The sequence below is a fragment of the Arthrobacter sp. 01T414 genome, assembly GCF_056398965.1.
Genome location: NZ_JBFTQK010000002.1, coordinates 642,956 through 666,542 on the forward strand (window position 1 = coordinate 642,956; position 23,587 = coordinate 666,542).

Consider the following 23,587-nt stretch of genomic DNA (forward strand, 5'->3'; position numbering starts at 1 on the left):
TCGGCGACACGCCGCGGCGGCCCTGTTCTACCTCATGTAGAAACTAGGCGCAAAACGCGGTAAATTTAATGCTGAAGTATCCGGCAAACCCCCGGGGCGGGATCTCCGCCCTAAGGCGCTCTCAAGAAGGACATACGGAATGGCAAGTCTCGGCGAACTGGAACGGGCAGTGATGGACCTGCTCTGGGCAGGCCAGGAGGCTGCGACCGCGAACACCCTGCGGGACCTGCTCGCGCAGAGCACGCAGGCGGCGGGCGGTTCCGCCGGCCATGAGGGCAAGGATCTAGCTGTCACCACGGTGCTGACCGTTCTCTCCCGGCTGGAGCGCAAGGGCTTGGTGGAGCGTGAACGCGGCACCCGCCCGCACCGCTACCAGGCCGTGTCCAGCCGCGCGGACCACACCGCGGAACTGATGCACGAGGTGCTCGGCTCCGCCCCCGACCGGGAGGCGGTCCTGGCCCGCTTCATTGGTTCCGTGTCCGCGGCCGAGGCTGAAACGCTGCGCAAACTGCTGGAGCACAGCTAACACCGGATGTTCTGGACCTCATACTTTCTGGCGGTCCTGGCGATAGTACTGGCGTGGCCGGTCCCTATCCTCCTTTCGCGTGCCCAATGGCCGGCCCGTTCCCCGTTCACGGCCATGCTCCTCTGGCAGGCAATCGCCCTTGCCGGCGGCCTGTCCATGATTGGCGCCATGCTGGTCTACGGCCTGGAACCGGTCGGGGACAACCTGCTGGCCGGCCTGCGCGCGCTGGCCGGCATGGTGCTGCGCAACGAACCGACCACGGCCCTCGGGTTCTGGCACATCTTCGCCCTCTCCGCGGCGGCGCTGCTGAGCGCCCATCTGGTCTTCACCTTGCTGCTGACCTATTACAAGATCCAGCGCCAGCGGCGGCGGCACCGCGAACTGCTCGCGCTGCTCGCGTCACCGTCGGCCGACGGCCCGCGGACCATGGTGATCAGCCACGACTCCCCCGTGGCCTACTGCCTGCCCGGCGGCGCCCGCTCCGTCACGGTGCTCTCCGACGGGCTGATGGCGGCCCTGGAACCGGATGAACTGCGTGCCGTCCTAATCCACGAGAACGCCCATCTGAGCCAGCGCCACCACCTGCTGTTGTGGGCGTTCGCGGCCTGGCGCCAAGCGCTTCCGTGGTTGCCGACCACCCGGCTCGCGCAGGAGGCCGTCAATTCGCTGATTGAGATGCTCGCCGACGACGTTGCCCTGAAAACCGAAAGCAAAGCCACCCTGATCAAGGCGATTGCGATAGTCGCCAACGGCTCTGCAGCCGCCCCGGGAGCCTCGGCGGCGCGGATGGCGTTCGGCGCCGGGGAAGCCGACGCTTCCCAGCCGGGGGCCACCGGCGGCGCCGGGGCCCTGGTGACCACCGCCTCGCGGGTCAGCCGGCTGCTCTCGCCCCAGCCCCCGCTGCCGGAGGCGCTGCGCCTCGGCGTGCTGGGCGCCTGCGTGCTGCTGCTGGCCGTGCCCACAGCGCTGCTGATCGTGCCCGGCCTGCTGGGCTGAACCCGTTGCCCGGCTCAAGGGCCGGGACGGGCCCGCTCAGGCGTCGATGCGTTCGCGGTCCAGGCTCGCCGCGCCGGCAATAATGAAGTCCTTGCGCGGCGCCACGTCGGAGCCCATCAGCAGGTCAAAAGTTTCCTCCGCCTGCTTCGCGTTCTCGATCCCGACCTTGCGCAGGGTGCGGTGCCGCGGGTCCATCGTGGTCTCGGCGAGCTGCTCAGCGTCCATTTCGCCCAGGCCCTTGTAGCGCTGGATGGGTTCCTTGTAGCGCTTTCCTTCCTTGGCGAGCCGGGCGAGCAGCCCGTGCAGCTCCGCTTCGGAGTAGGTATAGATCATCTCGTTGACCTTCTGGCCCGCGTTGATGACCTCCACCCGGTGGAGCGGCGGGACGGCGGCAAAGACGCGGCCCTCGTCGATCATCGGGCGCATGTAACGGAAGAACAGCGTCAGCAGGAGGGTCCGGATGTGGGCGCCGTCGACGTCGGCGTCGGTCATCAGGATGACCTTGCCGTAGCGGGCGGCGCTGAGGTCGAAGCTGCGGCCGGAGCCGGCACCGACCACCTGGATCAGCGCGGCACATTCGGCGTTGGACAGCATGTCACCCACCGAGGCCTTCTGGACGTTCAGGATCTTGCCGCGGATGGGCAGCAGCGCCTGGAAGTCCGAGGACCGTGCCAGTTTGGCGGTGCCGAGCGCGGAGTCACCTTCGACGATGAACAGTTCGGAGCGTCCGACGTCGTCCGTCCGGCAGTCCGCGAGCTTGGTGGGCATCGAGGAGGTTTCGAGCGCGTTCTTCCGGCGCTGCGTCTCCTTGTGGACGCGGGCCGAGATGCGCGATTTCATCTCGCTGACGACCTTTTCCAGCAGCAGCGCGGACTGGGCCTTGTCATTGCGGTTGGAGGAGGTGAGCTTGGCGTTGATCTCCCGCTCCACCACCTTGGCCACGATGGCGCGGACGGCCGAGGTGCCCAGGATCTCCTTGGTCTGGCCCTCGAACTGCGGCTCGGCGAGGCGGACCGTCAGCACCGCGGTCAGCCCGGCGAAGATGTCGTCCTTCTCGATCTTGTCGTTGCCGGCCTTGAGCTTGCGGGCGTTGGTTTCCACCGCCTTGCGGAACGTCTTGAGCAGGGCCTGTTCGAAGCCGGACTGGTGCGTACCGCCCTTGGGGGTGGAGATGATGTTCACGAAGCTGCGCACGGTGCTGTCGTACCCGATGCCCCAGCGCAGCGCGACGTCCACCTCGCAGTCGCGCTCCACTTCGGCCAGCTGGCTGTGGCCGCGCTCGTCCAGGACGGGCACCGTTTCCTTGAACTTGCCGGCGCCGTGCAGGCGCCAGACGTCGGTCACGGCCGGATCGGCGGCCAGGAACTCAACGAACTCGGAGATGCCGCCGTCGTGGTGGAAGACTTCCTCGTGCGGACCGAACTCGCCCGGGGTGCCGGCGACCTTGCGCTCATCCCGGACGGTGAGCTTCAGGCCGGGGACCAGGAAGGAGGTTTGCCGGGCTCGGGCCGCAAGCTCGTCGTAGGAGAACTTCGCGTCCGGCGTGAAGATCTGGCGGTCGGCCCAGTAGCGGATCCGGGTTCCGGTGACACCGCGCTTGGCCTTGCCCACGACGTCGAGCACGGACCCGTCGACGAACGGCTCGAACACTGCGGCCGGATCCGGCTTGGCGCCCGGGTCCTTGAAGCGGCCCGGCTCGCCGCGGCGGAAGGACATCTTGTAGGTCTTACCGCCGCGGTCCACCTCGACATCGAGCCGCGAGGAGAGGGCGTTCACCACCGAGGCGCCGACGCCGTGCAGGCCGCCCGAGGCCGTGTAGGAACCGCCGCCGAACTTGCCCCCCGCGTGCAGCTTGGTGAAGACCACCTCGACGCCGGTAAGCCCGGTCTTCGGTTCGACGTCGATCGGAATGCCGCGGCCGTCGTCGTGGATCTCAACCGAGTTGTCCGCGTGCAGGATGATCTTGATGTCATGGCCGAAGCCGGCCAGGGCTTCGTCGACCGAGTTGTCGATGATCTCCCAGAGGCAGTGCATGAGCCCGCGCGAGTCCGTGGAACCGATATACATACCCGGGCGCTTGCGGACGGCTTCGAGGCCTTCCAGCACGGACAGATGCCGGGCGGTGTAGTCAGAACTTGGTGCCACGGGACGGAAACTCCTTCAGGGATGAAACATAGAGACGCTCTACCTAGATTAGTCGGCCCAGGGCCCGACGCCGGGTTGCCACTCCCCGGGAAGGACAAGACCGCGGGCCACACCGGGGGCAGCACTGCCGACGCCGCCGCAGCAGCCGTTATTGAGCCGTGATACGCGGACAGCGAAAGTGTCCCATCCTTGCCATGGAACGGCAGCGAATGCTGGTTATATAGATGTATCGATCTACTAAGGAGGCCGAACATGACAACAGCAGTTGCGGACCGCACACTCACCACCGTTGACCGGTGCGACCGTTGCGGAGCTCAGGCATACGTCCGGGTTGTTCTCGGAGCCTCCGGCGGTGAACTGCTCTTCTGCGCTCACCACGCACGCGCCGTAGAACCGAAGCTTCGGCCGCTCAGTTCCGACTGGCATGACGAGACGGACCGCCTCAACGAGAAGGCACCGGTTCCGGTCGACTAGACGTCCACACAGCGATCTCGGATGAGATCGGCCGGCAGGGCCCCTCCATTGCGGAGGGGCCCTGCTGCTTTAACTTTCCCCGGGTGCTTAAGGAAAAACAGCGCGGGGCCACCTCCTGCCCGTCGATCCGAGGATCGTGGGGGAAGTGGCCCCGCGCTGCGTGAGCCGGCGCTCCGGCCAGGTCGCTTAGTCCAGGTAGTCGCGCAGCACCTGGGAGCGGGAGGGGTGGCGCAGCTTGGACATGGTCTTCGATTCGATCTGGCGGATGCGTTCGCGGGTCACGCCGTAGACCTTACCGATTTCGTCTAAAGTCTTCGGCTGTCCGTCGGTCAGGCCGAAGCGCATGGCGACGACGCCCGCCTCACGCTCGGAGAGCGTGTCCAGGACCGAGTGCAGCTGTTCCTGCAGCAGGGTGAAGCTGACGGCATCGGCCGGAACAACGGCCTCGGAGTCCTCGATGAGGTCACCGAATTCGGAGTCGCCGTCTTCACCGAGCGGGGTGTGCAGCGAGATCGGTTCGCGGCCGTACTTCTGGACTTCGACGACCTTTTCCGGGGTCATGTCCAGCTCGAGGGCCAGCTCCTCCGGGGTGGGTTCGCGGCCAAGGTCCTGCAGCATCTGGCGCTGGACGCGGGCCAGCTTGTTGATGACCTCCACCATGTGCACCGGGATGCGGATGGTGCGGGCCTGGTCGGCCATGGCGCGGGTGATGGCCTGGCGGATCCACCAGGTGGCGTAGGTCGAGAACTTGAAGCCCTTGGTGTAGTCGAACTTCTCGACCGCACGGATCAGGCCCAGGTTGCCTTCCTGGATCAGGTCCAGGAAGAGCATGCCGCGGCCGGTGTAGCGCTTGGCGAGCGAAACCACGAGGCGGAGGTTGGCCTCCAGCAGGTGGTTCTTGGCGCGCTTGCCGTCGTGGATGACGAATTCGAGTTCGCGCTTGAGCTTGGGGTCCATGGACCCGTCGTCGGCCGCGATCTTCTCTTCGGCGAACAGGCCGGCTTCGATCCGCAGGGCCAGGTCGACTTCCTGCTCGGCATTCAGCAAGGCAACCTTGCCGATCTGCTTCAGGTAGTCCTTGACCGGGTCGGCGGTGGCGCCGGCGGACATGACCTGCTGCACCGGGGCGTCGTCGTCGTCGGCATCGGAGTAGACGAAGCCGGAGCCGGTGGTGGCTGCTGCCGCCTTGCCGGCTACCTCCTCGCCGTCCTCACCGAGTTCGGCGGCGTCGGGGGTTACCTCGTCGAGGTCCTCGTCGACCTCGACGTCGTCGGAGTCCTCGTCGCGGGACTTGCTGGCGGCTTCTGCCGCTGCTTTAGCGCCGGGCTTGGGCCCGCGCTTCTTGGGCTCAGGCTTGGCGACTGCCGAGGCGGTGTCATCACCCGCTGCGGAGGCTGCGTCTTTTGCTGCCTTGTTGGCTGCACGCGTGGCGGCACGCTTTGCGTTTGCCGCCGCCTTCTTCTCCTCGGGGGACAATACGGCCTGGTCGGCGGGTTCCTTCTTCGCGGAAGACGGGGTCACAGAAAACCTTTCTAGCGGCGGTCTGTGGAATCACCATACGGGCAACACCACTATGACCCTGTCAAGTCCGTGTTTCACATCAGGCGCAATCACGTCCAGCAGAGCCACTAAGTAGAACTGCCGGGGCGACCGTAATGTTCCCTGTTTCCAAGGTTCGCTACACGCACTCGATACACGGACCCAACCGGGTCTCGCCAACCATTGTCTCACGATTTTCCGGAACGGGCCCTCGGACCTCATGGGCACGCGCAATCTTGCGGCCCGGCACGCCGTGGCTCAGGCCGCATCGGGATCGAACTTCTGCCATGCCGCATCCCGCCGCCGCGCCCAGCCGCACAGCGTGCCGCGGCGGCCCAGTTCGGCCAGCAGTTCCGCCAGCCGGTAGCCGGGCCGCTCCGCTGTGGCCTCGATGAACAGCGCGTCGGCGTAGGATCCCCGGCCTCGGCACCATTCGATCCAGCCCCGCCCCGTCAGGGCCGCGGCCCGGGCTTCGCCGCCGCCACAGTTGCAGAGCCGGCAGAGGATCCGGTCGAGTTCCGCCAGCCGGCCCCAGTCCGGCATGGGCGGCGCGAGACCGAGCAGCACCTCACCGTAGCCCGGGGTGCCTGCCGGCGCAGCTCCGGCCGCTGGTCCGCCCCCGGTAGTTCCGGCACCCTCCACGGCCGGGAAACCGTCGAGCCCGGGGAGAGCGGCCGGGCTTTCCTGGCCGCCGTCGAAGATGCCGAAGTCCTCGGCGCCGGCCACGGCGGCGTCCCGGCCGGCGGCCGCCATCACGAGGACCGCGTCACGCCACGCAACGACGCACAGCGTAGCGCGCAGGTAGCCGGCGAGCCCGGCCGGCAGCGCGGTTTCGGCGGCCGCGGCAGTTTTCCCTGTCCGGCGCCTTCCGGCTTCGAGCACGCGCTCCCACACATCCAGCACCGTGCCAAACTGCTCGCGCTCCCGCCACCGGCCCGCGAATTCACGCGCCCAGCCCTCCTCGGCCTCCAGTACGGCCGGCTCATCCGCATCCGGTGCGGCGCGGGCGGGTCGTCCCGGGGCGGAGCCGACGCTGCTGCCCCGGAACACCAGTTCGGCGTTGAGGCGGCTGTTGCGGATCTCCTCGATCGGCCGGCCGGGAGGGGCGCAGCAGGAGGGGTCCGTGCAGTAGGCGTTGCGCCAGTACCGCTCCCCGACCAGCCAGGCGTCGCGCACCGGCAGGCCGGCCTTGCCGAGGGTGCGCTCCAGCTCGCGCAGCAGCCGGGCCAGCACGGCGGAGTCGATAGCGGCGTGCACCATGGATTCCGCAGCTGCCTCCCCCGCCGGGGTTTCAGTGGCATGGGCGGCTGGATCATTGGTGGCGTCCTCACCGGGGCCGCCGGTAAAAATGGCGAGGAGGGTGCCGTCGGCGTCGTTATCGGCGCCCAAGTAGTCGCGGATGGTCCGGGCGAAAGCGGCCAGCCCCGGACCGCGGCAGCGGGACGCGTCCGGGAGATCAACCCGGAGGGTGGCCCCGAGGCGCTTTCCCTGCATGGTCATGGCAACGAGGCTGTTGGCCGGCCAGTAACCCAGGGAGTGCGGAATGAATCCGAGGATGTCCTCCGGGCCGGTGATTTTCAGATGATCGGGAGCTGTCATGGAGCCAGCTTCGCCCGCACCCGCGGCGCGCGTCAGCCCGGGAGTTCCCCTATGTGGACAAGTCCGTCAGGGCGTGCGGCGGCGTTCCGCGACCAGCCGGCGCTGCTGGGCCAGGGCCTTCAGCAGCGGTGGCACAATGACGCCCTGCGCGGCCATCTGACGGCGCACCTTGCGCCTCGTGATGAGGATGGCCGCGGCGCCCACCGCCAGCAGCAGGAACTGCACGCTCAAGGCGATCCGGAAGGCGCCGAGGCTGTAGAGGCCTGCCGGCGAGAACCCGGCCAGGTGCAGCGCGTCCAGGGCCACCCCGATCAGGAAGATGGACAGCAGTGCCGCGATGAAGCCGCCCACATTCACAATGCCGGTGGCGGTCCCGATCCGGTGCGCCGGGTTGAAGGTCCGGGCGAAGTCGAAGCCGATCATCGACCCCGGCCCGCCGATGGCCAGGACCACCACGAGGCCGGCGAGCAGCCACAACGGCGACCGGCCGGGCTGGAGCAGCACCGCGGCCCAGGCCGCGGCCGTGGCCCCGGAAATCAGCAACACCATGGTGGAGCGGCGCAGCGGGTGGCGGGCAACGAAGCTGCCCATCAGCGGACCGGCGGCGATCGCGGCCGCGACATACAGGGCCATCAGGGCCGAGACGGTTGCGGTCCTGAGCCCCTGCGCGGAGATCAGGAAGGGGTAGCCCCAGGTCATGGCGAAGACGGTGCCGCTGAACTGCACGGTGAAGTGGCTCCACAGCCCCAGCCGGGTGCCCGGTTGCCGCCACGCCCGGGAGAGCGAGACACCGGTGGCGCGCAGCCCCTGGGACGGTTCGGGCGCGGGATGTCCGGGCGGCTGGTCCTGGAGCAGAAGCACCACCAGCACGACGGCAAGCCCGGACATGCCGGCCAGCGTCAGGAAGGCCGGGGTCCAGCCGGCCGAGTGCAGGATCATCGCGAACGGCACCACGGAAAAAAGCTGGCCGAGCTGGCCCGACATACCGGTCAGCTGGGTGAGCAGCGGCACCCGGGCGGGAGCGAACCAGAGCGGGATCAGCCGGATGACGGAGACAAAGGTCATGGCGTCGCCGGCGCCCACCAGCACGCGGCCCAGCACACCACCGGGAATGTTGACGGCGAACGCGAGCTGGAGTTGCCCCAGGCCCATCAACAGGGCGCCGCCGGCGATCATGGCGCGCGAACCGAAGCGGTCCACCAGGACCCCGACCGGGATTTGCAGGGCCGCGTAAACCAGCAGCTGCAGCACCGTGAAGAAGGAGATTTCGGCGGCACTGGCATGGAACCTCGCGGTGGCTTCCAGGCCCACGACGCCGAAGGAGGTGCGCTGGCTGACCGCCACCAGGTACGCGAAGATCCCGATAATCCAGATCAGCCAGGCGCGGGGGGAGGTCACTCCCCTATTATGCCCCGGCCCGTCATAAATAGTATTTATTCGCCTGGTTCTTTACGGGCCAGGTAGGCCTCCACGGCGGCGCCCAGAGCATCCGCATTCGGCAGCTGATCATTCTCGTCCGCAAGCAGGGAGCGGCGCACGGTCCCCTCGGCCTTCTCGTCGTACCGTGTCTCCAGCCGGGAGACGACCTGCTGGACCTCTTCGGACGCGTTGATCTGCTCGGCGATCTGGCGGCCGACTTCCCGGCCCGCCTCGCGGAGGCGGTCCGTCGGGAGCATCAGCGAGGTGGCCGCGCCCAGGTACTCCAGGCCGGCGACGGCGGCCGTCGGGTATTCGGCCTCTGCCAGATAGTGCGGAACGTGGATCACGTAGCCGGCGATGTTCCGGCCAGCCTCGACGAGCCGGAGCTCGAGGATGTGGCCGACGGCGGCAGGCACCTCGACGGTGGGCTTCCAGACCGAGATTCCCTCGATCAGCTCCGGCCGGTTGCCGTGCACGGTGACGCCGACCGGGCGGGTGTGCGGCACCGGCATCGGTATGGAGTGGATCCAGGCCGCCAGGTTGACGTCCAGCTCTTCCACGATTCCGACCACGGCGCGGGCGAAGCGTTCCCACTGCAGGTCCGGTTCGAACCCGGCCAGCAGCAGGAACGGGTTGCCCAGCCCGTCGGTCAACCGGTAAAGGGCGAGGCTCGGGGCCTGGTAGTCCTGCAGGTGGTCCTCGACGAAGCTCACCTGCGGCCTGCGGGAGCGGTAGTCGATCAGCTGGTCGGCGTCGAACTCGGCGACGAGTTCGGAATCCAGGGTGTCCAGCAGTTCCGTGGTGATCTGGCTGACCACGTGGCCGGCATCGGCGAAGCCGGTGAAGCCCATGAGCAGGTTCAGCCCGCGCAGTTCGGGGCTGCGGAACAGCGCGTCATCACGGACGTAGAGCGTTTCAGGGTCCAGCAGGGAGCCGGAAATCCGTTCCATCACGACGTGTTCCTTTCGCAGTAGCAGGTGAGCGGCCGAAGCCGCTGCGGGCGCCGGGACCATACGCGGGCGCCGGCCCGCGCAGCCGGTTCCGACGTGCCTATACGAGCTTCAACGCACCTTCGGCCGGGGTAATTCCTGCGCGAACTGTGTGCCAGCTCTCATTAAATTGAGTTCCGGCGCCGGGGAGAGACTACGATCGGAACTGGCCTGATAGATGGCCTTGCAGACACCGGATTGCGTGCAATGGCGACGGTGGCTGAGGTACCCATGGCAGGGCGCCGAACATGCAGTTCCTGCCGAAAAATCACAGAGAATTGAGGACTGTCCTCGTGGTCAAGAATACCGAAGTCAAACTGAGTGCGATCGCCGGAGACTTGAAGAGGTCCCCGTCCGACGCCCTTGTCGTGGGCGTGGGACAGGGCCCTGACGGCCCCGTGCTGCTGGATAACCCGCTGACGGCCAAGGCGGCCGAGGCGCTGGCCGAGTCACTAGGCGTTCTTGGCCTCACCGGTGCCGCCGACCAGGCGCACCGCCTTCCCGGGCTGCCGGAAGCCGGCGCCTCCGTCCTCGTGCTTGCCGGTGTCGGCAAGGTGTCCGCCGGCACTCCGCTCTCCGAGGAAGCACTGCGCCGCGCGGCCGGCTCGGCCGTCCGCCAGCTCGCCGGCGTCGCCACCGTCACCCTTGCGCTTCCGACGCCGGACCTGGGCGCCGTTGCCGCCGTCGCCGAAGGCGCCGCGATGGGCGCTTACTCCTTCAACGAGTACCGCTCCGCCAAGGACGGCCTCAAGGACCCGGTCAAGAACGTACGAATCCTTACCGACTTTGCCTCGGACAAGGCCCTCGCCCCCGTCCTGGAGCGCGCATCCCTGATCGGCAAGGCCGTCAACGCCACCCGCTCGCTAGTCAACCAGCCGCCGAGCCACCTCTACCCCGAAACGTTTGCGGACGCGGCCAAGGAACTCGCCAAGGGCCTGCCGGTCAAGGTCACCGTCTGGGACGAGAAGCGACTGGAGAAGGACGGCTTCGGCGGAATCCTCGGCGTCGGCAAGGGCTCCACTCGCCAGCCCCGCCTGGTCAAGGTCGAATACGCCCCCGCCAAGGCAAGCGCCAAGATCGCGCTCGTGGGCAAGGGCATCACCTTCGACACCGGTGGAATCTCGCTCAAGCCGCACCTGGGCATGGGCGAGATGAAGTCCGACATGGCCGGCGCCGCCGTCGTGCTGAACACCGTCCTGGCCCTCGCCGAACTGGGCCTGCCGGTCAAGGCCACCGCGTGGCTGTGCATCGCGGAAAACATGCCCTCCGGCGCCGCCCAGCGTCCCGCCGACGTGCTGACCATCTTCGGCGGCAAGACCGTCGAGGTCCTGAACACCGACGCCGAGGGCCGCCTGGTCATGGCCGACGGCATTGTGGCCGCCAGCCAGGAGTACCCGGACGCCATCATCGACGTCGCCACCCTCACCGGCGCCCAGCTGATCGCCCTCGGCGACCGCACCGCCGGCGTCATGGGATCCGACTCCGTCACAGGCGCACTCAAGGCCGCGGCGGACCGCGCCGGCGAACTCGTCTGGCCGATGCCGCTGCCCGAAGAACTGCGCCCCAGCCTGGACTCACAGGTCGCGGACATCGCCAACATCGGCGAACGCCACGGCGGCATGATGACCGCGGCGGTCTTCCTCCGCGAGTTCGTCGGCAAGGGCAAGGACGGCGAGCAGATCCCCTGGGCCCACATCGACATCGCCGGACCGTCCTTCAACAACGGCAGCCCCTACGGCTACAACCACAAGCAGGGCACCGGCAGCACCGTGCGCACCCTGGTGGCCTACGTCGAGGACATCCTGGCCAAGGCCGTCTAGGCCGACCGGCGGCGGCCGTCCGGAGCCGCGCGTCAGGGAGTACCGTCCGGTCACGCGGCCCTGTGGCCGGGGCTGATAGCCCGGCCACAAGGCCGCGTGACACTGGACACAAGCGCTCCACAAACGCCACGGCAAGGTGGAGCATGTATTAGTGGTTCGCTAAGGTGAACCGTAGTTTCAAAGCAAATAGCTTCACAGAAGTAATTCCAAACGAAAGGGAACCGGCCTGCTGGCATAATCACGGCAGAGAAGTTCCAAGACCAGATGATGCGTACGCTCGTGTCATCGTTCACGCGAGGGAGCGTTTTAGTGGCCGATCAGGCAACTGCGCAAGAATTCGACATCCTGGTACTCGGCGGCGGCAGCGGCGGCTACGCAACTGCGCTCCGCGCCGTCCAGCTTGGCCTTACCGTCGGCCTCATCGAAAAGGGAAAGCTCGGCGGCACCTGCCTGCACAACGGCTGCATCCCCACCAAGGCCCTGCTGCACTCCGCGGAACTGGCCGACCACGCCCGTGATTCCGCCAAGTACGGCGTCAACGTGACCCTGGACAGCATCGACATCAATGCCGTCAACGCCTACAAGGACGGCATCATTGCCGGCAAGTTTAAGGGCCTCCAGGGACTCATCAAGGGCAAGAAGGGCATCACCGTCATCGAGGGTGAGGGCAAGCTCCAGGGCACCGATACTGTCGTCGTGAACGGTACCGCGTACAAGGGCAAGAACATTGTCCTGGCGACGGGCTCCTACTCCCGCACGCTGCCCGGCCTCGAAATCGGCGGCAAGGTCATCACTTCCGACGAAGCCCTCACGATGGATTTCATCCCCAAGAGCGCGATCATCCTCGGCGGCGGCGTCATCGGCGTCGAGTTCGCCTCCGTCTGGAAGTCCTTCGGCGTCGACGTCACCATCATCGAAGGCCTGCCCTCCCTCGTCCCGAACGAGGACGCAACGATCGTCAAGGCCTTCGAGCGCGCGTTCAAGAAGCGCGGCATCAAGTTCTCCACCGGCACCTTCTTCCAGGGCGTTGAGCAGAACGACGACGGCGTCAAGGTCACCCTTGTCGACGGCAAGACCTTCGAAGCCGACCTGATGCTGGTTGCGGTCGGCCGCGGCCCGGTCACGGCCAACCTCGGCTACGAAGAGGCCGGCCTGACCATCGACCGCGGCTTCGTTATCACCAACGAGCGCCTGCACACCGGCGTCGGCAACATCTACGCCGTGGGCGACATTGTCCCCGGCGTCCAGCTCGCGCACCGCGGCTACCAGCAGGGCATCTTCGTCGCCGAGGAAATCGCCGGCCTCAAGCCGGTCGTCGTCGAAGACGTCAACATCCCCAAGGTCACCTACTCCGAGCCGGAAATCGCGACCGTCGGCTACTCCGAGAAGGCTGCCAAGGCCAAGTTCGGCGACGACCAGATCGAAACCCAGGAATACAACCTGGCCGGCAACGGCAAGAGCTCCATCCTGGGCACCTCCGGCCTGGTCAAGCTGGTCCGCCAGAAGGACGGCCCCGTCGTCGGCGTCCACATGATCGGCGCCCGCATGGGCGAGCAGATCGGCGAGGCCCAGCTGATCGTGAACTGGGAAGCATACCCGGAGGACGTGGCCCAGCTGGTCCACGCCCACCCGACGCAGAACGAGTCCCTGGGCGAAGCCCACCTCGCCCTCGCCGGCAAGCCGCTGCACGGCTAAAGTTCCGCCGCAGCACCGCAAGAACTCCGTGCTTAGTGCACCCGGCCCGAAAATCCGGGTGCACTAAGCTCGAACAAGGCAGCAACCATCCGCACTAAAGATCAATAAGGAGAACGGGGACGACATGTCTGAATCCGTTAACTTGCCCGCCCTCGGTGAGAGCGTCACCGAAGGAACCGTCACCCGCTGGCTCAAGCAGGTCGGTGACCGGGTAGAGGTGGACGAGCCCCTGCTCGAAGTCTCCACCGACAAAGTAGACACCGAGATCCCCTCTCCTATCGCCGGCGTGATCGAGGAAATCCTCGTCGCCGAGGACGAGACCGCTGAAGTCGGAGCACCGCTTGTCCGCATCGGCGACGGCTCCGGCTCCGCCGAGGCCGCCGCTCCGGCTGCCGAGGAAGCGCCCGCCGAATCGCCGTCCGCTGCCGAGGCTCCGGCCCCGGAAGCCGAAACCCCTGCACCGGCTGCCGAGGCTGCGGCACCGGCGCCCGCCGCGGAAGCCGCGCCCGCCGGCGAAGGCCACGAAGTCACCCTTCCCGCCCTGGGCGAGAGCGTCACCGAAGGTACCGTCACCCGCTGGCTCAAGAGCGTCGGCGACACGGTTGAGGTGGACGAGCCGCTGCTGGAAGTTTCCACCGACAAGGTCGACACCGAGATCCCGTCCCCGGTCGCCGGCACCCTGCAGGAAATCCGCGTCGCCGAGGATGAAACGGCAGAGGTCGGCTCCGTCCTCGCCGTGATCGGCTCCGGCGCCGCTCCGGCTGCCGCCCCCGCCCAGGAAGCCCCCAAGCAGGAAGCACCGGCTCCGGCTGCCGCTCCGGCCCCGGCCGCCAAGGAAGAGGCTCCCAAGCAGGAGGCCCCGAAGCAGGAAGCACCCGCTCCCGCCCCGGCCCCTAAGCAGGAAGCTCCCAAGCAGGAAGCACCGAAGCAGGAAGCTCCGGCCGCGGCTGGCGCCGAGTCCGGCTACGTCACTCCCCTGGTTCGCAAGCTCGCCAACCAGCAGGGCGTGGACATCTCCTCGCTGACCGGCACCGGCGTCGGCGGCCGCATCCGCAAGCAGGACGTGCTGGCCGCGGCAGAGGCCAAGGCCGCTCCGGCTGCCGCCGCTTCCGCGCCGGCCGCGTCTTCCGCAGCCCCGGCAGCATCGACGGCCGCGTCGCCTGCGGCCTCCTCGCTGCGCGGCACCGTGCAGAAGGCTCCGCGGATCCGCCAGGTCATTGCCCGCCGCATGCGCGAGTCGCTGGACATCTCCACCCAGCTGACCCAGGTGCACGAGGTGGACATGACCAAGGTCGCGAAGCTGCGTGCCCGGGCCAAGAACTCCTTCCAGGCCCAGAACGGCTCCAAGCTGACGTTCCTGCCCTTCATCGCCAAGGCCGTCGCCGAGGCCCTGAAGCAGCACCCGAAGGTCAATGCCTCCTACGACGAGGACAAGCAGGAGATCACCTACCACAACGCCGAGCACCTGGCGATTGCGGTGGACACGGACAAGGGCCTGCTGGTTCCGGTTATCGCCGACGCCGGCAACCTGAACCTGGCCGGCCTCGCCGGCAAGATCGCCGACGTCGCGGACCGCACCCGCAACGGCAAGATCGGTCCGGACGAGCTCTCCGGCGGAACCTTCAGCATCACCAACATCGGTTCCGTGGGCGCCCTCTTCGACACCCCGATCATCAACCAGCCGCAGGTGGCCATCCTCGGCACCGGCGCCATCGTCAAGCGCGCCGTGGTGGTATCCGATGAGAACGGCGACGACTCCATCGCCATCCGTTCGATGATGTACCTCTCGCTGACCTACGACCACCGCCTGGTGGACGGCGCCGATGCAGGTCGCTTCCTGCAGACCCTGAAGGCACGCCTTGAAGAAGGCGCGTTCGAAGCGGACCTCGGCCTCTAGGACCTAGGCAGGCCCATCTAATCGGGTGGGCGAAGGGCACTTTTCCGGAAGGGAAGGTGTCCTTCGCGCTTTACCGACACTTTGTCGCTAAGCTAGGTCACATGAACATCGTCTTTAACATCATGGTTTTCCTGCACATCATCGGCGCCGCCATGATTGTGGGCATCTGGATCGCGCAGATGAAGAAGCCCACCGTGCACCCGCGCCAGTTCGACGGCGCCGTCCTGCAGCTCATCACCGGCATCGTGATGATGGGACTCATCCCCGCCCTGAACATGGACGCCAACTACGCCAAGCTCGGCCTGAAACTGGTGATCGCCCTCGTTGTCGCCGTGCTCGCCTTCATCGGAAGCCGCAAGTACAAGAAGGACGAGCCCGTCAGCAAGGGCCTCGCCCACGCCGTCGGCGGCCTGGCACTGCTCAACGTCGCCATCGCCACCCTCTGGCAGTAGGCCCCGGCCACCACAACGACGACGGCGACGCACCCGCACAGGGTGCGTCGCCGTCGTCGTTAAGTCGCTCCCCTGCCTCCTCGGCGGAGCCCTATCCGCACGGTCACGCGATGTCGAGGCAATCCTCTGACAGCGGACACCGGGTGCGGCGGCGGGGCCCAATCCCTAGGATGGGAGTCGGCAGGATCCGCCAGCCGGCCGGATCGCTGATTCAACAACGCTGAGGAGTGGACATGGCAACAACACGCACCGCACACACTGTATGGAACGGCGACCTGATGTCGGGGGCGGGCAACACCAGCCTGGACAGCTCCGGGCTCGGCAACTTCGACGTCACGTGGAAGGCACGCGCCGAAGCAGCTGAGGGCAAGACCAGCCCCGAGGAACTGATCGCCGCCGCGCACTCGGCCTGTTTCTCGATGGCCTTCAGCCACGCCCTGGCGCAGGCCGGCCACACGCCCGAAGAGGTCAACACCAAGGCCGACGTCACCTTTGAACCGGGCACCGGCATCACGGGCAGCCACCTCACCCTGAACGCGCGGGTGCCCGGCATCTCCGAAGAGGAGTTCCAGCGTCTCGCCGGGGAAGCCAAGACGGGCTGCCCGGTCTCCGCGGCCCTGACCGGCATCGAGATCACCCTGGACGCCACGCTGGCCGCCTAGCAGCCAGGCCCAGACACACGAAGGCCCCCGTTCCGGACTCTTCCGGGGCGGGGGCCGATGTGTGTCTGCGCTAGTTTGACTGGCCGCGGGCCGGCAGCGGCGCGGGCCGCACCATGCGGTAACCCTCGCGCAGCGGCGGTCGGTCGGTGGGCAGCTCCTGGATCATTTCCTTGAGCGCGCCGATGCCGTATTCGAGTTGCGGGTCAGCCCCGGCCGCATAGGCGTGCGGCGGGAAGGACACCTCGATGTCGGGCGCAACGCCGTAGTTTTCGACGCCCCAGCCCACCCCGCCGGCAAACCAGGTCGCGTAACGCGGCTGCGTCACCCCGGTGCCGTCCGCCAGGGCGAAACGGTTGTCAATGCCGACGACGCCGCCCCAGGTCCGGGTGCCGATGACCGGCCCGATCCCGCGCAGCTTGGAGACCTGGGTGATGATGTCGCCGTCGGAGCCAGCAAACTCATCGGCGAGGATTATGACCGGCCCGCGCGGGGCGTGGTGCGGGTAGGTGCGCGGACGTTCGCCGCGGGGCATGCTCCAGCCGGTCACCTTGCGGCCGATCAGTTCGGCCACGAGTTGCGAGGTGTGGCCGCCGCGGTTGCGGCGGACGTCCACGATCAGGCCGTCAAGGGAGGTTTCGGTGTCCAGGTCGCGGTGCAGCTGGGCCCAGCCGTTCGCGGCCATGTCCGGGATGTGCAGGTACCCGAAGGTGCCCTGCGACGCTTCCCGCACGGTCCGGCGGTTGGACGCGACCCATTCCTGGTAGCGCAGCCGTTCCTCGTCCTTGACCGGCACGACGGCGACGCGGCGCTGCTCCCCTGCCGCCGCGCCGTGCCCGGCGCCGTTGCGCAGGGTCAGTTCGACGGCACGGCCGGCGGAACCGGTCAGCTGCATGGCCGGGGTGAGTGTCTCCGAGAGTTCGACGCCGTCAATGGCCAGCAGCACGTCCCCGGCCTTGGCGTCCACGCCTGGCCGGGTCAGCGGCGAGGTGGCCAGCGGGTCGGAGGACTCTCCGGCCAGGATGCGGGTGATTTCCCAGCCTCCGCCGGCGAAGGCGAGGTCGGCGCCGAGGCGGCCCTGGCCGGTGCTGCCGTTCTCCGTCACCATGGCGGGGCGGACGTAGGCGTGGGAGGTTCCCAGTTCACCGTGGAGTTCCCAGAGCAGGTCAACCAGGTCATCGTGGGACCCAAGCCGGTCCACGATCGGGCGGTAGCGGGCGTGCACGGAATCCCAGTCCTGGCCGGCCATGTCCGCGGTCCAGAAGAAGTCGCGCTGCAGCCGCCAAGCCTCGTCGAAGGCCTGGCCCCAGACGCTGACAGGGTCCAGCCTGACCCGGATGCGGTTCAGGTCCACTTTGATCAGCTGGCCGGATTCCTCATCGGCCTTCGACGCCGCGGGCGAGACGCGGATCTGCTTGTCCTGGACCAGGACGACCTTTTCCCCGTCGCCGGTGAGCCGGTAGCTGTCCAGCGCGTCCACGATGGTGGTGGCCCGGCGCTTGGCAAGGTCGAAGCGGACCAGGCTCGGGGCCGTGCCCTTGTCCTCCAGGCTGGCCCGGCCGTCGCCGGTCACGCCGGTCAGCTCGTGGTCGAGCCAGAGCAGGGCACCCGCGGTCGCGGAAAGATCCGAGTAGTTGCCCTGCGGGACCGGAACGCTGATCACGCGGTGCGCGAGGCCTTCGGCGTCGACCTTGACCGGCGCGGGGGTCTCGGCGTCCGCGGTGGCTCCGGCGTCGGTGGTGCCGGCGGTGTCTTCGGGGAGCGCGACGCTTGGCCCGAAGGGGGACGGAGTGTCCGCGGCCAGGGCCACGAGGTAGGGCTTGATCGGGCTCGGGAAGGACAGGTCGAAGGAGTGCCCGTCGTAAACCGGGTCGAAGCTGCGGTTGGACAGGAAGGCCAGGAACTTGCCGTCCGGGGTGAATGCCGGCGACTCGTCCCGGAAGCGGCCGTCGGTGACGTCGATGATCGCCGCCTTGTCGGCCCCGGTCGTGGTGGACGTGCCCGTTGCTTCCCGCCCGATTTGGGCGAGGCGCAGCCGGGTCCTGGAGCCGAAGGAGGTGACCGGCTCGGCCCAGCCCAGCCAGTCAGAGTCCGGAGACCAGCTGAAGCCGTCGATGCTGCCCTCGCCGATGCTGCTCAGCAAGGTCAGGGCGCCGGTGCGGGTGTCAGCGAGGAAGATCTCGCCGAAGGAGGTGCCTACGGCGATCCACTTGCCGTCCGGGCTGGCCTCCATCGAGCTGGCCCGGGTGGGCGCCGGGAAATCGATCCGCGTCAGTTCTGCGGCGTCGGCCTGCTCCGGCGTGGATCCGGCAGCGGAAGTGGAGCTATCGGCGGCGGCATCCGCGGCGACTACAGCGTCCGGGGCCGCGGCGGCGTCCGGCACCGGAGCGACGGTGGCGGAGGCATGGGGACGTGCGAGGGCAGCGGCGGAGACTGGCCGCGGCAGCGGCGTGCCGCCGTCTGCGTCCTGCCCGGCCTCGGCGGCGGCCGCCTGCGCTGGAGCGTGCTCCTTGCTTGCAGCCTGGCCGCCGTGCACGGGTGCGGCGATGGGCTTGAGGTAGAGCGACTCGGTTCCCTCGTGGTCCGCGATGTAGGCGACCTGGCTGGCGCCGAAGGGGCGCGGCAGGCGTGCGCGGACGCCCGGCGTCGCCTCGAGGATGCGGGAGGGTCCGTCCTTGTGCCGCAGCCAGTGCAGGGTGCCGTGGGCCTCCACGGCGCTGGAGTCGCCGGTGCGGTCGGGGATGACGTCGCCCAGATGGCGGGACGGCTTCAGCGCGGACGAGCGGCGGGTCTGCGAGGCGGAGCCCAGCCTGATGTCGAGCTTGACCGCGTCGGCGTCCAGGCCGGACAGCAGCCACAGCTCGCCGGCGGATTCGAAGACCACCCGTTCGCCGTCGGTGGCCGCGTGCCGGACGTAGAAATCCTCGTGGTCGGTGTGGCGGCGGAGGTCCGTACCGTTGGGCAGCACGGAATAGAGGTTGCCGTAGCCCTCGTGATCGGAGAGGAAGGCGATCCGGCCGCGGACCCACATCGGGTCGGTCAGGTTGCCGTCGAGTTCGGAGGCGAGCCGTTCGAACTCTCCGTTGCCGTCCGCGTCGATCCAGAGCTTGCCTGCGGCGCCGCCCCGGTAGCGCTTCCACCAGGCCGGTTCGCGGGAGAGCACGCTGGCAAGCACGACAGGCCGTTCGTCCCCCACGACGGTGCCGAATGCCACGGACTCGACCGGGCCGAACGGCAGCTCTTCGGCCCAGCCACCGGCGACGGGGAGGCTGTAGGCGTGCGTGAGCCGGCTGTCCGCCTGCCGGAAGGCGCTCGTGACGACGACGTCGCCGCCGGGAGTGAAGCCCTTGACCCGGGTCGAGCTGTGGCCGAAGTAGCTGAGTTGCCGGTACCCGCCGCCGTCGACGTCCGCGGTGACAACCTCCGGCGCCGTCCCCTGGATCACCGTCCAGACCAATCGCTTGCCATCCGGGGTGAACCGCGGGTTGCGGGCCGGCAGCTGCAGCGAGGAGACCCGCCAGGCCCGGCCGCCGTCGAGGGGCGCGATCCAGACGTCGTCCTCGGCCACGAAGGTGACCAGATCGCCATGCAGATGCGGGAAACGGAGGTAGCTCGAAGAGGTCATCGTTAGATCATAGTCAAAACCCCTCCCTGCCCCGGGGAGGTTTCCCTGCCGTGCCGGGCATGGTGAGATGGATCATGCGAATCCTTGTAGCAGGCGCCTCCGGGCTGATCGGCACCGCCCTTTCCAGCACCCTGCGCGACAGCGGCCACGACGTCGCGAGCCTGGTCCGCCGGCCACCCGCCTCGCCCGCGGAGTTCCAGTGGGACCCCGCGGCGGGACGCATCGACGACACGGCCCTCAAGGGCGCAGATGCCGTTATCAACCTCTCCGGAGCCGGGATCGGCGACCGGCCGTGGACGCGGGGACGGATCAACGAGCTCAGCAACTCGCGGCTGGGGCCGACGCGGACCCTGACGGCGGCGATGGGTCGGATGGACACCCCGCCTCCGGTCTTTCTGAGCCAGTCCGCCTCCGGTTATTACGGAAACGCCGGTCAGGCGGTGCTGCGCGAGAACGCGCCCGCCGGCAGCGGCGTGCTCGCTCGGATCTGCGCCGACTGGGAGGCCGCGGCCCACGAGGCACCGGCGGGGGTCCGCGTGGTCACGGTCCGTACCGGCGTCGTATTGAGCCGCAGCGGGGGCGCCCTCGGCCGGCTCCTGCCGCTGCTGCGTCTGGGCGTGGGCGGTCCGCTCGGCAATGGCCGGCAGTACTGGCCGTGGATCACGCTGCCCGATGTGGCGGGCGCCTTCAACTTCCTGCTGACCGCACCGCTGGCCGGACCGGTCAACGTCTGCGCCCCAGAGAGCGCGGACGTGAACTCGCTGATCGCCCGCCTCGCCGAAGCACTGCACCGGCCGGCGGTCCTCCGGGTGCCGGCACCCGTGGTGCGCCTCCTGATGGGACAGCTGGCCAACGAGTTGCTACTCGCCAGCCAGCGGATGGAGCCGGCCGCCCTGGCCGGTGCCGGGTTCCAGTGGCAGCACCCCTCGCTGGCCCAGGCCGCTGCCTGGGTGGCGGGCCGGGACTGACCGGCTTCCAACCGCTGCAGACGGCCTAGCCCCCGGCAGGCAGGATTTCCTGGATCCGCCAGCGGCCATCGACCGGTGCCAGCACCAGGCGAAGGCGCTGTTGCGGGGCGGCGACCGCCCTGGCGACCACCGTTCCCGCAGCGTCACGCTCACGGTAGGGCGGCGAGGCCACAACGAGGGACAGCACGGCCCGCGCGGCTGTGCTCTCAGGCTGGCGCTTGACCAGGCTGAGGCGGGTTTCGAAGCCGTCGAGCACGTGGCCGGACGCCGCCAGCCGTGCAGCCACGCCGGCGTCGGCGGCAGCAGCAGGCGACTCCGGCACGTTCACCCGCTCCAGCAGACCGATGTTTCCGGTGCTGAGGGCGTAGGAACGCAGGCCGGCGAGTCCGCGCACGGCGTCTTCGGGCCGCGGCGCCTCGAGCAGTTCCTGCAGTTCCTGCAGTTCTGCCGGCACTGCGCCGGGGTGCGTGCCGGCAGCTTTGCCCTCAGCGGGTCCGGCTGCCGTACCGGACAGAGGCCGGACCTCCGGGGCCCATTCCCCCGCCGCCAGCCTCCCGGCGAGCAGCAACGTCCCGAAGACGCCTGCGGCAGTGAACAGCAGCGTCATCATGAGCACGGCCACGGCACCCCGGATGCTCGCCACCCGGAAGCCCGAGCGCCGGAGGCCAGGCGGGCGCCTGACGCCCCCGGCCTTCAGGGACCGGGTGTCCGGCCGCCGGGTGTGCGGGCGCAGGGCCTCCGGCCGCACGGCCTCCGCCTGGCGTCGGATCCAAATCGATGCGTGCCGCGCGCTTCGTCCCTTCGGTGCAAGACGGCGCCACCAGCCCCTCAGCCGCGCCGCCCGCCGTTCCTGCGCACCGGCGGGCAGGGAGCGTCGGGTCAGCAGTTGCGGCAGCACGGTCGGATGCACCGCCACGGACAGATCCACCGGCGCCGCCGGGGCGCTGCGGAAAACCGCGTCGGCAAGCTCAGCAGCGGACGGCCGCCCGCGCCGGTCACTGCGCAGTCCCGCTTCGAGCGCCTCCGCGAGCTCCGGCGGTACCGCCGGGACCAACAGCGGCAGTGGCGGACGCTGGTCCTCCGGTTCCGGCGCCCGGCCGGTGAGGCAAAACCAGCCGAGTGCCGCCACGGAATAGACGTCCCGCTCGGGCTGCAGTCCGGCACGGACAGCATCCACCGGAGACGGGTCACGGAAGCCGTCCGTGCCGGCGCCGGAGGCATCCCGCGGATCCGCCACCATCCGCGCCACGCCGAGGTCGGCCAGCAGCGGTTTGCCGTGGGCGGTGAACAGCACGTTGCCCGGTGCTACGTCGCCGTGAGTGAAGCCGTTCGCGTGCAGGTAGGCCACTGCCTGGGCGATCGGGGTCAGGGTCGTGACCGCCTCCCCCGGCGTCAGGCAGCCGCGGGCCGCAACCAGTCCGGCCAGCGATCCACCGGCGGCATAGTCCAGCACAAGCGCCAGCCCGGACCCGCCGCCGGCTCCGTAACCCACCCGCACCACGGCATGGGCCTTGACGAGGTGCTCATGGTCCAGGGCGGACAGGATGCGCACCTCGCGCCGGACGACCTCTTCCGCGTCCACGGCCCGCCGCCGTTCCCGCCGTTGCTCCTCCGGCGGCCCGGCAGCATGCAGGCACTTGAGCGCCACGTCACGCCGCGTCACACGCTCGGTGGCGAGCCAGACGGAGGCGGTGCCGCCGCGGCCCAGCAGCCGCCCGACGTCGTACCCGGGAACCTCCGGGGCCGGTGCGGGACCACGGGGCGCGGACCGTTCGAAATCTTCCATGGTTCATGAATAGCGGATCATCGACTTCCCTGCAGAAGTTATCCACAGGCGTGAGAGGTTCACCACAGAATCGGTCGGCGTGACAGCCGAGGTCTAAGCTGGATTCCATGACTCTTGAGTTCCAACAGCTGGGTCTCGCCCCGGACTTCATCGATTACACGCGCGGCTGGGAGATCCAGCGCGAACTGCACGAGAAAGTCCTCGCCGGCACCGCGCCCAGCACCGTACTGCTGCTCGAACACTCCGCTGTCTACACCGCAGGGAAGCGTACCGAGGACCACGAGCGTCCCTTCGACGGAACGCCCGTGGTGGCCGTTGACCGCGGCGGAAAGCTGACCTGGCACGGCCCGGGCCAGCTGGTGGGCTACCCGATCATCAAGCTGAAGAACAAGGCCGGCATCCGCGACTACGTTGAGCGCCTCGAAGCCGTCATGATCGCTGTCCTCGCCGACTACGGCATCGACGCCGTCCGGATCAAGGGCCGGGCCGGCGTCTGGATCGAGGCCGATCCGAAGGGTCCGGACCGCAAGATCGCCGCCATCGGCATCCGGGTCCACGAGGGCGTGACGATGCACGGCTTCGCCATCAACTGCAACAACGATCTCGCTCCCTACGGCCAGATCATCGCCTGCGGCATCACCGACGCCGGCGTCACCACGATCGCTCAAGAGACCGGCCGGGACGTTGCCCCGGCGGACCTCGTTTCGCGGATCATCGAAGAACTGCGCAACAATGAAGAAGCCCTAGTTGCAACCCATGAAGGAGCCCTACTGTGACACTGGCACCAGAAGGCCGGAAGATGCTGCGGATCGAGCAGCGGAATGCGGCCACCCCGGTGGAACGGAAGCCGGAGTGGATCAAGGCCAAGGTCCAGATGGGCCCGGAGTTCGTCCAGCTCAAGAACCTGGTGAAGAAGGAAGGCCTGCACACCGTCTGTGAAGAGGCCGGCTGCCCGAACATCTTCGAGTGCTGGGAAGACAAGGAAGCGACCTTCCTGA

17 protein-coding genes and 1 pseudogene are annotated in these 23,587 nt (G+C 68.4%); 11 read left to right on the forward strand and 7 right to left on the reverse strand.

The window, feature by feature from the left end; genetic code table 11:
- Window positions 1-139: 139 nt before the first annotated feature.
- Together AC1DK9_RS08415 and AC1DK9_RS08420 are read left to right on the forward strand one after the other, a co-directional pair.
- The gene (locus AC1DK9_RS08415) at window positions 140-526 is read left to right on the forward strand and encodes a BlaI/MecI/CopY family transcriptional regulator (RefSeq protein WP_476860928.1); all 387 of its coding nucleotides are present in this window, start codon (window positions 140-142) and stop codon (window positions 524-526) included.
- 6 nt (window positions 527-532) lie between these two features.
- Complete coding sequence (locus AC1DK9_RS08420) at window positions 533-1,522, forward strand: M56 family metallopeptidase (protein WP_476915604.1); 990 nt, start codon at window positions 533-535, stop codon at window positions 1,520-1,522.
- A 36-nt stretch (window positions 1,523-1,558) separates the two neighbouring features.
- On the opposite strand, the gene AC1DK9_RS08425 is transcribed toward AC1DK9_RS08420, so the two are convergent.
- Window positions 1,559-3,667, reverse strand: coding sequence for a DNA gyrase/topoisomerase IV subunit B (locus AC1DK9_RS08425; RefSeq protein ID WP_476915605.1), 2,109 nt, complete (start codon window positions 3,665-3,667; stop codon window positions 1,559-1,561).
- Window positions 3,668-3,919: 252 nt separating this feature from the next.
- Between AC1DK9_RS08425 and AC1DK9_RS08430 the strand changes: the two genes are divergently transcribed.
- Window positions 3,920-4,141 carry a DUF7455 domain-containing protein gene (locus AC1DK9_RS08430; protein WP_476860931.1) on the forward strand — a complete coding sequence of 74 codons (222 nt, stop codon included), beginning with the start codon at window positions 3,920-3,922 and terminating at the stop codon, window positions 4,139-4,141.
- 186 nt (window positions 4,142-4,327) lie between these two features.
- On the opposite strand, the gene AC1DK9_RS08435 is transcribed toward AC1DK9_RS08430, so the two are convergent.
- From AC1DK9_RS08435 to AC1DK9_RS08450, 4 genes are all read right to left on the reverse strand, one after another.
- Window positions 4,328-5,662 (reverse strand): RNA polymerase sigma factor, encoded by a 1,335-nt coding sequence (locus AC1DK9_RS08435; RefSeq protein ID WP_476860932.1) that lies wholly within the window; start codon window positions 5,660-5,662, stop codon window positions 4,328-4,330.
- A gap of 276 nt (window positions 5,663-5,938) precedes the next feature.
- Window positions 5,939-7,279, reverse strand: coding sequence for a DUF4192 family protein (locus tag AC1DK9_RS08440; protein ID WP_476915606.1), 1,341 nt, complete (start codon window positions 7,277-7,279; stop codon window positions 5,939-5,941).
- Window positions 7,280-7,345: 66 nt separating this feature from the next.
- Window positions 7,346-8,677: an MFS transporter gene (locus AC1DK9_RS08445; protein WP_476860934.1), complete on the reverse strand. Its 1,332-nt coding sequence runs from the start codon at window positions 8,675-8,677 to the stop codon at window positions 7,346-7,348.
- A gap of 35 nt (window positions 8,678-8,712) precedes the next feature.
- A complete protein-coding gene (locus tag AC1DK9_RS08450) occupies window positions 8,713-9,651 on the reverse strand; it encodes a proteasome assembly chaperone family protein (protein WP_476860935.1) in 939 nt (312 codons plus the stop codon).
- Window positions 9,652-9,980: 329 nt separating this feature from the next.
- On the opposite strand from AC1DK9_RS08450, the gene AC1DK9_RS08455 reads away from it, so the two are divergent.
- The 5 genes from AC1DK9_RS08455 to AC1DK9_RS08475 all read left to right on the forward strand — a co-directional run bounded on the left by AC1DK9_RS08455 (window position 9,981) and on the right by AC1DK9_RS08475 (window position 16,213).
- Window positions 9,981-11,507, forward strand: a complete 1,527-nt coding sequence (locus AC1DK9_RS08455; RefSeq protein ID WP_476860936.1) for a leucyl aminopeptidase — start codon at window positions 9,981-9,983, stop codon at window positions 11,505-11,507.
- A 309-nt stretch (window positions 11,508-11,816) separates the two neighbouring features.
- Entirely contained in the window at window positions 11,817-13,202 is a 1,386-nt protein-coding gene (lpdA, locus tag AC1DK9_RS08460) for a dihydrolipoyl dehydrogenase (RefSeq protein ID WP_476860937.1), read from the forward strand.
- 124 nt (window positions 13,203-13,326) lie between these two features.
- The gene (gene sucB, locus AC1DK9_RS08465; protein WP_476860938.1) at window positions 13,327-15,099 is read left to right on the forward strand and encodes a 2-oxoglutarate dehydrogenase, E2 component, dihydrolipoamide succinyltransferase; all 1,773 of its coding nucleotides are present in this window, start codon (window positions 13,327-13,329) and stop codon (window positions 15,097-15,099) included.
- Between the two features lie 101 nt (window positions 15,100-15,200).
- On the forward strand, window positions 15,201-15,551 hold the full coding sequence (locus AC1DK9_RS08470; RefSeq protein ID WP_476860939.1) for a hypothetical protein: 351 nt from the start codon (window positions 15,201-15,203) through the stop codon (window positions 15,549-15,551).
- 233 nt (window positions 15,552-15,784) lie between these two features.
- Window positions 15,785-16,213, forward strand: a complete 429-nt coding sequence (locus tag AC1DK9_RS08475) for an OsmC family protein (RefSeq protein WP_476860940.1) — start codon at window positions 15,785-15,787, stop codon at window positions 16,211-16,213.
- A gap of 70 nt (window positions 16,214-16,283) precedes the next feature.
- Here AC1DK9_RS08475 and AC1DK9_RS08480 read toward each other — a convergent pair whose 3' ends face one another.
- Entirely contained in the window at window positions 16,284-19,835 is a 3,552-nt protein-coding gene (locus AC1DK9_RS08480; protein WP_476915607.1) for a S41 family peptidase, read from the reverse strand.
- A gap of 74 nt (window positions 19,836-19,909) precedes the next feature.
- Here AC1DK9_RS08480 and AC1DK9_RS08485 point away from each other — a divergent pair, with 74 nt between their 5' ends.
- Window positions 19,910-20,803 (forward strand): TIGR01777 family oxidoreductase, encoded by an 894-nt coding sequence (locus AC1DK9_RS08485; protein ID WP_476915608.1) that lies wholly within the window; start codon window positions 19,910-19,912, stop codon window positions 20,801-20,803.
- A 25-nt stretch (window positions 20,804-20,828) separates the two neighbouring features.
- Here AC1DK9_RS08485 and AC1DK9_RS08490 read toward each other — a convergent pair whose 3' ends face one another.
- Entirely contained in the window at window positions 20,829-22,589 is a 1,761-nt protein-coding gene (locus AC1DK9_RS08490; RefSeq protein WP_476915609.1) for a serine/threonine-protein kinase, read from the reverse strand.
- Between the two features lie 107 nt (window positions 22,590-22,696).
- Here AC1DK9_RS08490 and lipB point away from each other — a divergent pair, with 107 nt between their 5' ends.
- Together lipB and AC1DK9_RS08500 are read left to right on the forward strand one after the other, a co-directional pair.
- A complete protein-coding gene (gene lipB / locus AC1DK9_RS08495; protein WP_476915610.1) occupies window positions 22,697-23,365 on the forward strand; it encodes a lipoyl(octanoyl) transferase LipB in 669 nt (222 codons plus the stop codon).
- Window positions 23,362-23,587, forward strand: a pseudogene (locus AC1DK9_RS08500) (lipoyl synthase); the annotation flags it as partial. The gene lipB and the pseudogene AC1DK9_RS08500, both read left to right, overlap by 4 nt.

What these genes read in the sequence shown, in the direction of transcription:
- AC1DK9_RS08415 (WP_476860928.1), top strand. Translation starts at nt 140, where the DNA reads ATGGCAAGTCTCGGCGAACTGGAACGGGCAGTGATGGACCTGCTCTGG.
- sucB (WP_476860938.1), top strand. Translation starts at nt 13,327, where the DNA reads ATGTCTGAATCCGTTAACTTGCCCGCCCTCGGTGAGAGCGTCACCGAA.
- AC1DK9_RS08480 (WP_476915607.1), bottom strand. Translation starts at nt 19,835, where the DNA reads ATGACCTCTTCGAGCTACCTCCGTTTCCCGCATCTGCATGGCGATCTG.
- AC1DK9_RS08440 (WP_476915606.1), bottom strand. Translation starts at nt 7,279, where the DNA reads ATGACAGCTCCCGATCATCTGAAAATCACCGGCCCGGAGGACATCCTC.
- AC1DK9_RS08475 (WP_476860940.1), top strand. Translation starts at nt 15,785, where the DNA reads ATGGCAACAACACGCACCGCACACACTGTATGGAACGGCGACCTGATG.
- AC1DK9_RS08420 (WP_476915604.1), top strand. Translation starts at nt 533, where the DNA reads ATGTTCTGGACCTCATACTTTCTGGCGGTCCTGGCGATAGTACTGGCG.
- lipB (WP_476915610.1), top strand. Translation starts at nt 22,697, where the DNA reads ATGACTCTTGAGTTCCAACAGCTGGGTCTCGCCCCGGACTTCATCGAT.
- AC1DK9_RS08490 (WP_476915609.1), bottom strand. Translation starts at nt 22,589, where the DNA reads ATGGAAGATTTCGAACGGTCCGCGCCCCGTGGTCCCGCACCGGCCCCG.
- AC1DK9_RS08430 (WP_476860931.1), top strand. Translation starts at nt 3,920, where the DNA reads ATGACAACAGCAGTTGCGGACCGCACACTCACCACCGTTGACCGGTGC.
- AC1DK9_RS08470 (WP_476860939.1), top strand. Translation starts at nt 15,201, where the DNA reads ATGAACATCGTCTTTAACATCATGGTTTTCCTGCACATCATCGGCGCC.
- AC1DK9_RS08485 (WP_476915608.1), top strand. Translation starts at nt 19,910, where the DNA reads ATGCGAATCCTTGTAGCAGGCGCCTCCGGGCTGATCGGCACCGCCCTT.